The organism is Gordonia sp. YY1, from assembly GCF_009872315.1.
In the GTDB taxonomy this organism is placed as follows: Bacteria; Actinomycetota; Actinomycetes; order Mycobacteriales; family Mycobacteriaceae; genus Gordonia; species Gordonia amicalis.
Genome location: NZ_WXYI01000003.1, coordinates 394,187 through 407,593 on the forward strand (window position 1 = coordinate 394,187; position 13,407 = coordinate 407,593).

11 protein-coding genes are annotated in these 13,407 nt (G+C 68.2%); 1 reads left to right on the top strand and 10 read right to left on the bottom strand.

From position 1 onward, the window contains the following. Positions 1 to 31: 31 nt before the first annotated feature. Genes BPODLACK_RS06960 through BPODLACK_RS06975 form a run of 4 tightly spaced genes read right to left on the bottom strand, consistent with a single transcriptional unit; the run spans position 32 to position 4,752 of the window. Positions 32 to 1,084, bottom strand: coding sequence for a prenyltransferase (locus tag BPODLACK_RS06960; RefSeq protein WP_159404969.1), 1,053 nt, complete (start codon positions 1,082 to 1,084; stop codon positions 32 to 34). Further along, a complete protein-coding gene (locus BPODLACK_RS06965) occupies positions 1,081 to 1,809 on the bottom strand; it encodes a class I SAM-dependent methyltransferase (RefSeq protein WP_159404970.1) in 729 nt (242 codons plus the stop codon). The genes BPODLACK_RS06960 and BPODLACK_RS06965 overlap by 4 nt, the downstream gene beginning before the upstream one ends. Next, the gene (locus BPODLACK_RS06970; protein ID WP_159404971.1) at positions 1,796 to 3,073 is read right to left on the bottom strand and encodes a glycosyltransferase family 4 protein; all 1,278 of its coding nucleotides are present in this window, start codon (positions 3,071 to 3,073) and stop codon (positions 1,796 to 1,798) included. Before BPODLACK_RS06970 ends, BPODLACK_RS06965 begins: the two co-directional genes overlap by 14 nt. A 2-nt stretch (positions 3,074 to 3,075) precedes the next feature. Continuing rightward, positions 3,076 to 4,752: an FAD-dependent oxidoreductase gene (locus BPODLACK_RS06975; protein ID WP_159404972.1), complete on the bottom strand. Its 1,677-nt coding sequence runs from the start codon at positions 4,750 to 4,752 to the stop codon at positions 3,076 to 3,078. Between the two features lie 100 nt (positions 4,753 to 4,852). Between BPODLACK_RS06975 and BPODLACK_RS06980 the strand changes: the two genes are divergently transcribed. Beyond that, a complete protein-coding gene (locus tag BPODLACK_RS06980; protein WP_159404973.1) occupies positions 4,853 to 5,680 on the top strand; it encodes an acyl-[acyl-carrier-protein] thioesterase in 828 nt (275 codons plus the stop codon). A 9-nt stretch (positions 5,681 to 5,689) separates the two neighbouring features. On the opposite strand, the gene BPODLACK_RS06985 is transcribed toward BPODLACK_RS06980, so the two are convergent. The 6 genes from BPODLACK_RS06985 to BPODLACK_RS07010 form a co-directional block, all read right to left on the bottom strand. After that, on the bottom strand, positions 5,690 to 6,241 hold the full coding sequence (locus BPODLACK_RS06985; RefSeq protein WP_006436935.1) for a DUF3558 domain-containing protein: 552 nt from the start codon (positions 6,239 to 6,241) through the stop codon (positions 5,690 to 5,692). Further along, positions 6,238 to 7,122 carry a DUF3558 family protein gene (locus BPODLACK_RS06990; protein ID WP_040004812.1) on the bottom strand — a complete coding sequence of 295 codons (885 nt, stop codon included), beginning with the start codon at positions 7,120 to 7,122 and terminating at the stop codon, positions 6,238 to 6,240. Before BPODLACK_RS06990 ends, BPODLACK_RS06985 begins: the two co-directional genes overlap by 4 nt. A gap of 185 nt (positions 7,123 to 7,307) precedes the next feature. Then, positions 7,308 to 7,502, bottom strand: a complete 195-nt coding sequence (locus BPODLACK_RS06995; protein WP_006436937.1) for a hypothetical protein — start codon at positions 7,500 to 7,502, stop codon at positions 7,308 to 7,310. 119 nt (positions 7,503 to 7,621) lie between these two features. After that, positions 7,622 to 9,391, bottom strand: coding sequence for a hypothetical protein (locus BPODLACK_RS07000; RefSeq protein ID WP_159404974.1), 1,770 nt, complete (start codon positions 9,389 to 9,391; stop codon positions 7,622 to 7,624). A gap of 233 nt (positions 9,392 to 9,624) precedes the next feature. Next, positions 9,625 to 11,295 (bottom strand): allophanate hydrolase, encoded by a 1,671-nt coding sequence (atzF, locus tag BPODLACK_RS07005; RefSeq protein ID WP_159404975.1) that lies wholly within the window; start codon positions 11,293 to 11,295, stop codon positions 9,625 to 9,627. After that, positions 11,292 to 13,361 (bottom strand): 5-oxoprolinase/urea amidolyase family protein, encoded by a 2,070-nt coding sequence (locus BPODLACK_RS07010; RefSeq protein WP_096274618.1) that lies wholly within the window; start codon positions 13,359 to 13,361, stop codon positions 11,292 to 11,294. The genes atzF and BPODLACK_RS07010 overlap by 4 nt, the downstream gene beginning before the upstream one ends. Positions 13,362 to 13,407 lie beyond the last annotated feature (46 nt).

The following is a 13,407-nucleotide window of genomic DNA, read 5'->3' on the forward strand; positions in this document are numbered from 1 at the left end:
GCTCCTCGCACCTCAGGGAGCGACGGTCCGGCTAGGGCGCGACAACGAGCCGTTGCCGGACATCACGGAAGATCCCGTTGGCGACGCTGGTGCGGCTCACGGCATCGGCGGCCAGGACGACAGCCGCCGAGGTCCAGCAGCTCTTCTCCACCGGCCAGCGCTTGCCGTCCGCGAAAACCAGTCCCGTCCAATATGATCCGTCGGGATCGCGCAGGTGCTGTATGGACGCGATCAGCTCGACCGCATCAGCTGTGTCGCCCAGCGCGTCGAGAGCCAGTGCCAACTCGCAGGTTTCGGCGCCGGTGACCCAAGGGCGGTGGTCGACGCACCGCACACCCTTGCCGGGGACGACGAACTGGTCCCAGCGACGGGCGATCAGTTCCTGACCCTCCTGGCCGCGCACCGCACCGCCGAGGATCGGGTAGTACCAGTCCATCGAATGTTCGGACGGGGGCGTGAAGATCTCCCACTCGTCCCGCACGGTGTCGGCGCGGATCACATCCCCGAGCCTGGTGTGGGCGACGATCCAGTCCTCGTCGGGCTGATCCATCTGACCGGCGATCCGGATCGCACAGTCCAGAGCCTGAAAGATGCTGGAGTTGCCCGTGATCAGAGCTTCACCGAACATGGCGCCGGTGCGGTGGTCGCCACCCCACCGGTACGCGCCGTCCTCGCGCTGGAATCGGAGGACGCAGTCGATCGCCGACCAGACCACCGGCCACATCCGTTGCAGGAAGCCATCATCCCCGGTGATCAGGTAGTGATGCCACACCCCGACCGCGATGTAGGCGCAGAAGTTGCTGTCGGTGCCGGCATCCTCGACCTTGCCGCACACGGTGCGGATCGGCCAGGAACCGTCGGCTCGCTGCTTGCGCCGCGACCACTCGTAAGCGGCCTCGGCCTCGGCGTGAAAACCGGTGACCGACAACGCCATCGCCGATTCTATGTGATCCCACGGATCGGTTTGCCCGCCGGGGAACCACGGCAGTGCGCCGGATTCCTCCTGCATGCCGACGATCGCTGCGCCCGTGGCGCGCATCTGCTCGGCGGTGACCACTCCAGGGACAGCCGGAGCGACCGTCATGAAGACGCAGCAGTCTCGGGCTTACGGAGATACAGGGCCACGGACTTCCCGATGAACGGGTTGAGCACCTGCTCACCCACCCGGGTCAGCCACGGCTTGCTCATCATGTCCCAGACGAGCAGCTGATGGTAGCCCTTGACCAGCGGGTTGTCGTTGTTCTCCACGCCGACAGCACATTTCAGCCACCAGTACGGAGCGTGCAAAGCGTGTGCGTGATCGGTGCCGGTGACCTCGAGGCCCGCCGTGCGCAGCTTGCCGGCCAGTTCGGAGGCCTTGTAGATGCGGACGTGTCCGCCCTCTACCTCGTGATACTCGTCCGACAGGGCCCAGCAGACCTTCTCCGGCCAGTACCGCGGCACCGTCACCGCGGCCACCCCACCGGGCTTGAGAACGCGAACCATCTCGCTGATCGCGCCCTCGTCGGACGGAATGTGCTCCAGGATCTCCGACATCAGCACCACATCGAAGCTGTTGTCCGCGTACGGGAGACGCAGTGCGTCACCGACCTCGGCGCGCGCCTTGGCCGAAGCGGGCACATGCCCCTCGGCCGTCATGGCGTCGAACATCTCCGCGACATCGGCCATGTCGCTCTCCGACATGTCGAAGGCGATGACATCCGCTCCTCGCCGGAACATCTCGAAGGAGTGTCGGCCCTGACCCGCCCCGATGTCGATCGCCTTGATGCCCGGGCCCACGCCCAGACGGTCGAAGTCAACTGTCAGCACTCGATGTCCCTTCTGTTGCTCGCCGGTGTCCGGCCAGCACGGTTTCGTAGTGGGCCGCCGTCTTCGCGGCCACCGCCACCCAGCTGTAGTTCTCCTCGGCCCGGCGCCGTCCGCCCGAGCCCAGACGGGCCCGCAGCTCGGCGTCGTCGAAGAGTCGACCGATCGCCTGCGCCAGACGCCCGGAGTCCCGCGGCGGAACCAGCAGCGCGGCTTCCTCGCCCGTACCGACGACCTCCGGGATCGCGCCGGCGCGAGTGGCCACCAGCGGTGTGCCACAGCTCATCGCCTCGACCGCCGGCAACGAGAAGCCCTCGTACAGAGACGGCACACACGCAACCTCGGCCGAGGCCAGGAGTTCCGCGATCTCGGAGTCCTCGAGCCCCGAGACCACCGACACCCGATCGGCGATCGCGAGATCCTCGATCATCGCGGCAGACGGTCCATTCGGGTCCAATTTGGACACCAGTACCAGTTGCACCTCGTCGCGTTCGGCGGCGAGCTTCGCCACCGCCTCGAGCAGGTACGACACCCCCTTGAGAGGTGCGTCTGCACTGGCGATGCTGACGATGCGTCCCGGTACGCGTTCGGTTCCGGGCGTGAAGATCTCGGTGTCGACGCCGAGCGGAATCGTCGTGATACGGCCCGACGGGATGTCGAAGGCCTTGCGGATGTCGACCTCGCTGCTACGGGAGACGGTGAGCAGTTCCGGGATCCGGCGCGACACACGTCCCTGCATACGCAGGAAGGAATGCCACCGCCACGCAGTGATCTTGCGCCAGCCCTTGGCCGCGCGGACCGCGAGGGTGCGGTCCCGCGTGATCGGGTGGTGGATCGTCGCGATCAGCGGGAAGCCCGCCTTCTGGATGTCGAGCAATCCGTAACCGAGACACTGGTTGTCGTGCACGATGTCGAAGTCGTCGCGCCGCTCCTTCAGCAACCGGGCGACCCGGAGGCTGAAGGTGAGCGGCTCGCCGAAGCTCGCCGTCCACATCGATCCGACCTCGAGCAGGTCGATCCAGTCGCGGTACTCGCTCAGTCCCGGGGTACGGAAGGGGTCCGGCTCGTCGTAGAGCCCGAGGCTCGGCACCTTGGTGATCGTGACACCGGCGTCAATCGCCGACTGGTCCAGTTCCGGGTACGGCTGCCCCGAGAAGATCTCGACGCTGTGCCCGAGAAGCGCGAGCTCTCGGGACAGATGACGGACGTACACCCCCTGCCCACCGCAATGAGGTTTGCTGCGGTAGGACAGCAGTGCAATCCGCACGGTTACTGCGCCCCGGCGGTGGCAGCCGCCTCGAACTCGGAGATGCTCACGAACTTCGCACGCGCACGGCCGGCCGCCTTGCCCGCCGACTTCTCGGCGGCGTCGATGGCCTTCCACCCGGCGAGGTCGATGCGGTTGGCACCGCGATCGGCGACGAGCGCGGCGACATCGTCACGCGGGGTCGACGGATCGGCGATCGTGCCGGCGCCGAAGTCGTCGATCACGGCGCGCGCCGTCTCCTGACCACACAGCCGATTCATGCCGATCCCGCCGGTGGCCCCGCGCTTGATCCACCCGGTGACGTACAGGCCCGGCATGACCTCGCCGTCGGCGGCCACCTGGACCCGCCCGCCGGCATTCGGGACGACGCCGCGTCCCTCGTCGAAGGGGAGGTCGGTGACCGGGACGCCCCGGTAGCCGATGGCTCGCAGCACCAGGCCCGTCTCGAGGTCGAACCGCTCATCGGTCGGCGTCACGGCCACTCGCCCGGAGGCGTCGGTGTAGGCATTGCGCACGCACGTCAGCGCGGTCACCTCTCCGTCACCGGCGATCTCCACAGGAGACGTCAGGAAGCGGAAGACGATGCGCTTGTTGCCGGGCGTCTGCGGCCGTTCGGTGAACTCGCGGGCCAGCCGGATCTTGGTTGCGATGGTGGAGTCGAGCGTGTCGTCGGCCAGCGCCGCCTCGGTGGCCGGGTCGAGGGCGAGGTCCTCGGGATCGATGACCACGTCGACCCCCTCGACGTCGCCGAGGGCCAGGAACTCGCTGTTGGTGTAGGCAGCCTGGGCGACGCCTCGCCGGCCGAGCAGCACGACCTCCTTGATGTTCGACTCACGCAGCTTCGCCAGGGCGTGGTCGGCGATGTCGGTCTTGGCCAGCTCGTCGGGATCGGTCACGAGGATGCGTGCCACGTCGAGCGCCACGTTGCCGTTTCCGACCACCACCGCGCGCTCCGAGGACAGGTCGACATCGAGGTCGGCGAAGTCCGGGTGGCCGTTGTACCAGGCGACGAACTGGGTGGCCGCGACGGAGTTGCGCAGGTCCTCCCCCTCGATGCCCAGCCGCTTGTCGGTGGCGGCACCCACCGCGTAGATGACCGCGTGGTAGCGCGCGACGAGTTCGTCGTGGCTGATGTGCTTGCCGACCTCGACGTTGAGGTAGTAGTCGAAGTTCTTCTTGGCGGCGACGGACGCGAAGGTCTTCTCGACGCCCTTGGTGGCGGCGTGGTCCGGGGCGACGCCCGCGCGGACCAGGCCGTAGGGCGTGGGCAGGCGATCGAACATGTCGACCTTGATGCTCTGCTTGCGCACGAGTTCCTCGGCGGCGTAGAAGGCGGCCGGCCCGGCGCCGATGATCGCCACGTGCAGCTCCTTGTCGGGCAGCTGCGGCGACTTGCGCGGCGGGACGAGCCCGCCCTCGACGTCGTGGTCCTTGTAGTAGTCCGCGTTGATCTGCAGATACGGCTCGTCGCGCTCGGTGAGCTGATCGTCGGGGACGATCGCCTCGACCGGGCACTCGTCGATGCACGCGCCGCAGTCGATGCAGGTCTCCGGGTCGATGTAGAGCGCCTCGGCCGTCAGGAATTCCGGCTCGTCGGGCGTCGGGTGAATACAGTTCACCGGACACACGCTCACGCAACTCGCGTCGTTGCAACATGGCCGGGTAATCACATGCGCCATCTGCTGTTTCCTCGTAATCCAATACGTAGAACGTGTTCTAGTTTCGGCCTTGACTGTACCTTAACTGCAAAGATACCTGCGACCCATTGAAGGGACTCGAGTGAGCCAGGTTACTTCAGGTGTACAAGCGGGATCATTACCGGCCCGCAAGGACGGCGCCCGGTTCTACCAGGCGCAGTACCGGGTCCGGACCGGTGATGTCGATCAGGACATGCGGGTGCGGCTCGACGCCGTCGCTCGGTACCTGCAAGACATCGCCAACGACAACCTCGAGGCCACGGAGTTCGGCAAGACCGAACCGTTCTGGATCGTCCGGCGAACCGTCATCGACGTCATCCGGCCGATCTCCTGGCCCGGGACGGTGACCGCCCAGCGCTGGTGCGGGGCCCTGTCGACGCGGTGGACCAACATGCGGGTGCGTCTCACCTCCGATCACGAGACCAACCGGTTCAATCCCGACCCGCGTCCCGAGGGCCTGATCGAGACCGAGGCGTTCTGGATCAACGTCAACGACAAGGGCGTGCCCTCGCGGCTGTCGGACGAGGCCTTCGAGATGCTGTCGTCGATGACCGACGAACACCGTCTGCGGTGGAAGTCGATGAACCCGGAGAAGGCTCCGGCCGCCGAGGACATCCCGTTCCCCGATCGCGAGCACGTCCTGCGCATCACCGACTTCGATCCGTTCAAGCACCTCAACAACGCCGCCTACCTCGAGGCCATCGAGGACGAGCTGGTCGAACACCCCGATCTCGTCGACATGCCGCACCGGGTGGTCATCGAGTACCTGCGGCCCATCGTCCCCGGGACGCGCCTCACCCTTCGTCGCGTCCGCGAGGGCGACCAGCTGACGGTGTGGCTGCTGGTACCAGGGTCCGGCGACGAGCTGGTCGTTGCCGCGAGTGTGGTGGTGGCGCCGCTACCGGCCTGAGGCGCGGCGCTACTGACCGCCCTGGAGGAGCAGTTCCATCAGCTTGATCGGGGCTGCGCACGGGTCCCCCTGGGGCGCACTGCGGGGTTCGACGAACCAGGTGAAGATCCCCCGGCTGGGCGCCCGCGCGGTGACCCCGCAGACGCCCGGACGGTCGGGACTGCGCTGGGTGAAGGCGGACTGGCTGGCGACCTTGATGTTCTCGGTCTGGAATCCGAGCTTCTTCGCCGTCTCCTTCTCGAGGTTGACGTTGCCCCATTCGAACCAGTTGAACGTCACGCTGACGACGTCGGTGGCACCGGACACCAGCCAACGGCAGATGGCACCGCTGAAGGATCGCTCGGCGAATCCACCGCCGGCCACGACGTCGGCGATCATGGCGTCGGGGAGCACGTCGCATTCGAGGAGCAGCTTGTCGAACTGATCGGTGTCGATGTCACTGCTGCCGGACTGTCCGGCGGCGCCCACCGGCACCGGCTCACCGTCGACCGTTCGTGCACACCCGGCGAGCGCGGTCAGGCCGAGGAGAAGGGCGATGAGAACCGCCAGCGGCCGCCTCATGACGCACGCTCGATCGACAGTGTCGCCAGCTCCCGGGCGGCGTCGCAGATCTGCTCGATCGGACGGGCCTGCTGTGCGTCGCCGCGGATGGACCATTCGAAGAAGTCGGCCCCGAAACCGATACCGACCTCACAGATCTGACCGGACTGGGTGTAGCCGATGAACCCCTGATGACCGTCGATCTCGAGCTTGTTCGTGACATCGCGCGACAACTTGACGTTGGCCTCTTCCCGGCCGATGGGTGAACCCCGGTACCAGTTGAACGAGGCGACCGCGCCCGTGCGCGAGCCGGTGGTGTCCCACTCACAGACCGAGGTGTTGTTGACGGTCTCGGTGAGCCCGCCGAAACCGGTGATCCGGGTGACCTCGTCCAGCGTCACCCCACCGCATTTGCCGAAAAACGGTCCGGAGCCCGCCTGGGCGGGGGCCTCCGGGGTGTTCGGCTTGTTCGGGTCGGCCGGCGCGTCGTCCGAACAACCGCCGACCAGCAGCACGACGACGGCGAGGAGTGCGACGAGGAAGCTCGAGTCGCGGAGCCGATCGAGTTGTCGCCGTTCACGTTTGGTGGGCCTGCCGGCGCCGCGGTCACGACGGGGCTGGCTCGCGAGGATCTCCTTGGGCGGAGGTGGCGGGGACCGGTCGACGAAACATTCGGCGGCCATCGGCGCGGACACCCGCTTGTTGATCGTCTTGATCACCTCGACGATGCGTTCGCGCCCGGCCAGACGGACACGGATCTCGTCGCCCGGAACCACGGGCTGAGCGGGCTTCGCGGTTACGCCGTTGACCCGCACATGGCCACCCCGGCACGCCGCACCCGCCGCGGATCGGGTCTTGGTCAAACGGATCGCCCAGATGTAGGCATCGACGCGCGTGGACATGGTCAGCGACCCGGCCGCCCGGCCGCCGGGCCGTGGTGACGACCCGAATAGTCGATCATGTGCCCGCACTCCCTTCACCCGCGTGCGCCCGCCGCCGACGCGCACGGCGTCGCGGTCGAGCTCAGTGGCCACCACTGTAGCCGCGCCCGCCGTCGAGTCGCGGTTTCACCGCGCGGGCGACGTGCTCACCGTTTGCGGGTCAACAGATACACTCCGCCGCCGACGGCGAGGACGGCGAACAGGATCGCCAGGAACGTCTGGTCGAGCAGCAGCAGGACCACGAACACGGCGATGCCCGGCGAGACCGCGACCAGGCTCATCACCGGATGCTCCCGGACGACCTCCGACACCGCTCTGCTTCTGTCGCGATCGATCGCCATCACGACCTCCTCATCGGCTCCGCGTGGCGTCCAGCCCCGCTTTTCGTCCAGAGTAGTGGTCGACGCCCCGGCACGGATCGAGTCCAATGCCGGGGCGCCGGTCTGAGGGGCGGCCGGTGTCAGGCCGCTTCTGCGCCGGAGCTGCTCGACGAGTCCGAGCCCGAGTCCGATGCGCTGGCGGAGTCGGTGTCCGAACCCGCGTCGCCGCCGGCGTCCGGACTCGCGTCGCCGCCGCTGTCCGAACCGGCGCCGTCGGAACCGGAACCGCTGGAGCCGCTGCCCGATTCACCGCCGTCGTCGGTGCCCGAACCGTCGTCGTTGCCCGCACCGTCGTCCGAGCCCGCACCGGTGTCCTCGGCGTCCACCGCGGTTTCGGGGGCGCGGTGCTTGCCCTCGTAGGTGGCGCGATGCTTGCCGACGTATTCCTCTTCCTCGACGACGTCGCTGCCCGACTCGCCGGTCTCGGGGGCAGCGAGCTCGGGGGCTTCGGTGTCCGCAGAGGTGACCGACGCGAACCCGGCGGGGGCCGAGGCCGCGACCCGGGCGACGGTGTTCGACTGCGGGATCACCGCGTCGTCGGTCGCCGGGATACCGAAGGGGAACTCGTAGCTCGGTATGTGGATCACCGGGACGATCTCGCCGGTGTCGAGCTGACCGAAGGAGATGACCGGGCGGCCGAGACGATTGGGCCGGAGTTCGCCGTTCACCTCGACCAGGGGACGGAAGGTGACCGTGGAGCCGAGCCAGTCGACGGTGATCGGCCCGGTGAAGCCGTAGTCGCTGGTGAGGCGGAGGAAGTTGCCGCTGAGCAGGCCGTGGTCGCCCCCGACACTGAGCCGGGCGAAGTCCTTGGAGAGGGAGAACCAGTCTCCGTCGAAGTCGACACCTTCGCCGCCGAGCAGCGCGGACGCCAAGCCGGACAGGATCTCGAGACCTGCGCCGCCCAGTACGCCGGTCGGGTCCGCCAGGAGCGCAGTCGGGTCGGTGAGCGCGAACTGCACCTCGCCGTTGGGCTGCTGGTAGCGGAAGTCGAAGGTTCCGGCGACATTCGCACACGCGCCGACGCCGTCGGCGTAGCCGGCGGTGAGTCCGCCGTAGCAACCGACGCCCGTGATCCCCGGGATGGTGGCCAGAGGCTTGCCGAGAACGGTCACGTCGAGATCGCCGGTGTTCCACGCGTGGGCCGAACCGATCACCGCGAAGGCGAACGCCGACCGGCCGTCGCTGGCCCCGGCGGTCGCGATGCTCAGCGGCAGGTAGGAGACGGCGGTGGCATCACCGTCGCGGTATGCGAGTGCAAACTGAAAACCGTTGCCCTTGACCGTCGCCGAGCCGGTGGTGTCGGGTTCGGGTGTGATCTCGAAGGGCAGCTCCGTCTGGAAGATCGGCACGAGAATGACGTTCGCGGCATCCTTGATCCACTGCGGAATACCGTCGTAGAGCTCCTTGAACGAGCCGTACACGCCGACCGGGACCAGCTCGAGGCTGTCGGGCAGCACGACCGCGACGCCGAATCCACCGAGGTCGGTGGACGAATCGGAGCAGTCCGCTCCCCCATTGCCACCGCCCGATGCGCAGAGCTCGATCCGCCACGCCTCGACGAGCTCGGCCAGAGCCTCGTTGTTGATGTCGGCGAAGAGGTCGCCCAGCGGATTCGTACCGTACTCGTTCTTCAGGTCCTTGATCTGGTTCGCCAGACCGGAGCCGGTCGTGGGGGTCGGCCACAACGACAATGCCTCTGCCGCGGCCGGTTCCATCGCCTGTCCGGCGCCGATCGCGGCGACCGTGGCGAGCGCGGCAGCACCCGCGACGACGCGGTGCTGGCGCTTCTGCTTGCGGTCCGCGCGGCGCGCGACCTTCTCCGAACGCTGAGTTCCGTTCCGCCCCATGCTGGTCACTCGTCCAACTTTCTTCTCCCACCCCTTGCGCTGAGCAAGTTAAGCACCGGGGATCGAAAATTGGTAGCCGACGCGGCGCCACGGCACGGAAGCGACCTGCTGGACAAACGACCAGGTCGGAAGGTTTGCGCGAGACGGATGCGGCCGCCCGGATCCGTATGACGTCGAACCCGGATACCGGGCTCGACGTCATACGGATGAGATGCGGGTGGGCGAGGTCGGGACTACCAGCGGTCGCGGTCGAGTTCCGTTCCGGCAGCACCGGCGTCGGCCGCGCAACCGAAGCCGACGATCCACCGCGCCGGTCCCGTCTCGCCGGCGGCCACCTCGACCTTGCCCAGCATCATCGGTTCCGGCAGAGCGGCGAGGAACTCGCCGAGCGCGGCCGGCGACAACCGCCAGATCTCGCCCCGAATGGCCCGTCCGGCAGCAGGATCGCGGATCAGGCCCGGTTTCGGCGGGATGGTGTCGAGCGCTACGAGTCGGTAGGTCGGGGTCGTGGTGATCTCGCCCGCCCATCGGGCGCCACGCTCGCTGAGCTCGTGGGTGAGCGGCCCGCCCCGCATGTGCGCGCCGAAGACCGCGAGCTCGATCGACTCCGCGGTCTCCACCCACGACGCCCGGATGTCGGGAGCACCGAGGAACCGGCCCGCCACGTCGACGAGGACCGCATCCTCGTGTGCCGTGCCCAGGAAGGTGACGCCGAATTGCGCCTCGGTCCCGTCGGTTTCGGATACGACGCCGCTCGGGACGGCGAGGCCGCAGAGATCGAACAGATTGCAGAAGTTGGTGTACGTGCCCATCCGGGAGTTGACGCCGACCGGGTCGTCGGCGACCTCGGCGATCGTCGGGTGCGCCGGCGCGGTCGGGACCATCAGCACGGTGGCGTCACCCCACTCCTCCATGGCCTCCGTCCGGAGTTCGGCAAGGCGGCGGCGCGCGCGGAGGAGATCCACGGCGGTGAATCGGGCTGCGGCACCGATGATCCCGGCTACGGTGGGGTCGAGCCCGGCATCGTCCGGGTCCGCCGAGTCCAGGAAGTCACCGACCGCGTCGTGCCGTTCGGCGACGAGCGCGTCCTCATACAGAAGTTTCGCAGCCGCCAGGAAGGGCGACAGGTCGACGGTCTTGATCACGAGTCCGGCAGCCTCGGCCCGCAGCACCGCCTCGGCGAACGCGGCGCGCCAGGCCTCGTCGAGTTCAGGCAGGTCGGCGGGCACGGCGACCACAGGACGTTCCGGTGCGGCCAGCGGCGCCGACGAGCCGAACGGCCTCGGGCCCTGCGCTGCAGCCATAGCCGACATGGCGCGGTTCGCCAGTGGGAGGTCGGCGGCGAAGATCGTGACCGTGTCATAGCTTGCACACGCCGGCACGACGCCGTCGGTCGAGATCGCCCCGACCGTCGGCTTGACGCCGACGAGCCCTTGTAGGCCCGCGGGTACGCGGCCCGATCCGGCGGTGTCGGTGCCGATCGCTATGTCCGCGAATCCGAGCGCAACCGCCACCGCAGATCCCGAACTCGAACCGCCCGAGATGCGATCGGGTCGTCGCGAATCACGCACGGCGCCATGAGGACTGCGCGTTCCCACGAGTCCGGTCGCGAACTGGTCGAGGTTCGTCTTCCCGATCACCACGGCACCGGCCGCCCGCAGTGCCGCGACCGCGGGTGCGTCTGCGGTCGGCGTGGAGGCGTAGCCCGGGCAGGCCGCGGTGGTCGGCAGCCCGGCGACGTCGACGTTGTCCTTGACCGCGAGGATCGTGCCGGCCAGCGGCCCGCCGGACGCGAGTGCCGCATCGAACTCGGCCGCGACGTCCGCCTGCGGACGCAACGTGATGAACACCTCGGGACGGTCCGCCGCGGCGATCCGGGTGTAGACCTCGTCGACCTTGCTCATGCCACTCGCTCCTCGTTCCCCACGCCGACCACTGCCGTCTCGGCGCCGTTGCCGTCGTCGGCGAATTCACCCTGCGCCGACCATCTCTGACGCTCCTCGGCCCGGGCGATCTCCATCTTCTCCCGCCGAGAGGCGATGTCGGCGGCATTGTCTTCGAGGTACTGCTGGTGTTCTGCCAGCGAGAAGACACCGTCGACGATCTTGGTACTGTCCCCGCGGCCGGCAGCGACGTCGGCGCGCATGTCGAGGAGTTCCTCGGCACTCACCGGGTACCAGTGGATACGGTCGAAGAAGCGCAGCAACCATGGGTGTTCGGGATCGAAACCGGGAGCCGGCTGCGGGTGGCGATGGTTCCACACCTGCGTGGTGCGTCCGACGAACTGATAGCCGCCGGGACCCTCCATTCCGTAGATGCACAGGTAAGCACCGCCGATGCCGACCGCGTTCTCCGGCGTCCAGGTCCGCGCCGGGTTGTACTTCGTCGTGACGAGCCGGTGGCGGGGGTCCAGCGGAACCGCCACCGGCGCACCGAGATACACGTCGCCCAGGCCGAGTACCAGATAGCTGGCGTCGAACACGGTGCGATAGACGTCGTCGACGGAGTCGAGGCCGTTCATGCGGCGGATGAACTCGATGTTCCACGGGCACCAGGGAGCGTCGGAACGCACACCGAGCATGTAGCGTTCGATGGCCTCCCGGGTGGCCGGGTCGTCCCACGACAGCGGCAGGTGAACCGTTCGGCTGGGCACCACGAGATCTTCGGCGGCGGGAAGCTCGCTCTCGCATTCGGCCAGCCATTCGAGCATCTGCGTCTGTGACCACACATCCGGGTCCGCTTTCACCTGCAGCGACCGGATGCCGGGCGTGAGATCGATCAGACCCCGGGGCTCTTCGGCGGCGATGCGCTCACTCAGCGCGTGCACACGTGCCCGGAGCGCCAGGTCGAGCTGCATCTCGCCGTATTCGACGAGGATGTTGTCGTCTCCGGAGCGGCGGTACGTCACCGACGTCGACCCGTCGGCGGTCGTCGTCGAGCCGAGGATTCCGTTGTCGGCGTCGCCGCCCGAGGACAGGACGTCGACGAAACTGGCGCGCCGGCCGAGGCCGGTCTCCTTGGGCGAGGCGGTCTCCGCACTGCGCACGGCCACGAAGCGGATCGTGTCACCGGGCTTGAGCTGACCGAGCTTCCACCGCTGGGCGGTCACGACCGTCACCGGGCACACGAATCCGCCGAGGCTCGGCCCGTCGGGTCCGAGAAGGATCGGTGTGTCGCCGGTGAAGTCCAGGGCACCAACGGAGTACGCGTTGTCGTGGATGTTCGACGGATGCAGTCCGGCTTCGCCGCCGTCATTGCGCGCCCATCGCGGCTTGGGACCGATCAGCCGGATGCCCGTCCGGTCGGAGTTGAAGTGCACCTCGTAATCGGTGGCGAACAGGTCGGCGATGTCGGCCTCGGTGAAGAACTCGGGTGCGCCGTGCGGACCGACGGTCACCGCCAGTTGCCAGGTGTTGGTCAAGGCGGGCTGCTCGTCGCCGAGGATGCGCCGCGCCGGACCGGTCGGACCGCCCAGCAGTGCGAGCTGATCGCCCGCCGCGAGCGGCCGGCCGTCGAGTCCACCGAAACGCCCCATCGTGAAGGTCGAACGGCTACCGAGATAATCCTCCGCGTCGAATCCGCCCGACACCGCGATGTATGCCCGCATGCCCAGCGACCCGACGGTACCCACGTCGAGGACGTCACCGGCAGCCACCGAAAACGGAACCCATTGCGGCACGGGCCGTCCGTTGAGCGTCACGGCGACCGGCGCACCGGTGACCGCCACGACGGCCCCGGCCTCGAAGCGCAGTGCCGGACCCATGAGGGTGATCTCGAGGCCGGCCGCCGCCTCGGGGTTGCCGACCGCGAGGTTGGCGAGCCGGAACGACAGGTCGTCCATCGGCCCGGAGGGCGGTACCCCGACCTTCCAGTACCCGGTACGACCGGGCCAGTCCTGGATGGTGGTGAGCGGGCCGGACCGCAGGACGGTGACGGGGGCCGGCGTGGGGGCCCCGATGGAGGCAGACATGGTGTGGTCCCTCGGTGAGTCGGTGAGCTGTACGGATTCGACGCGG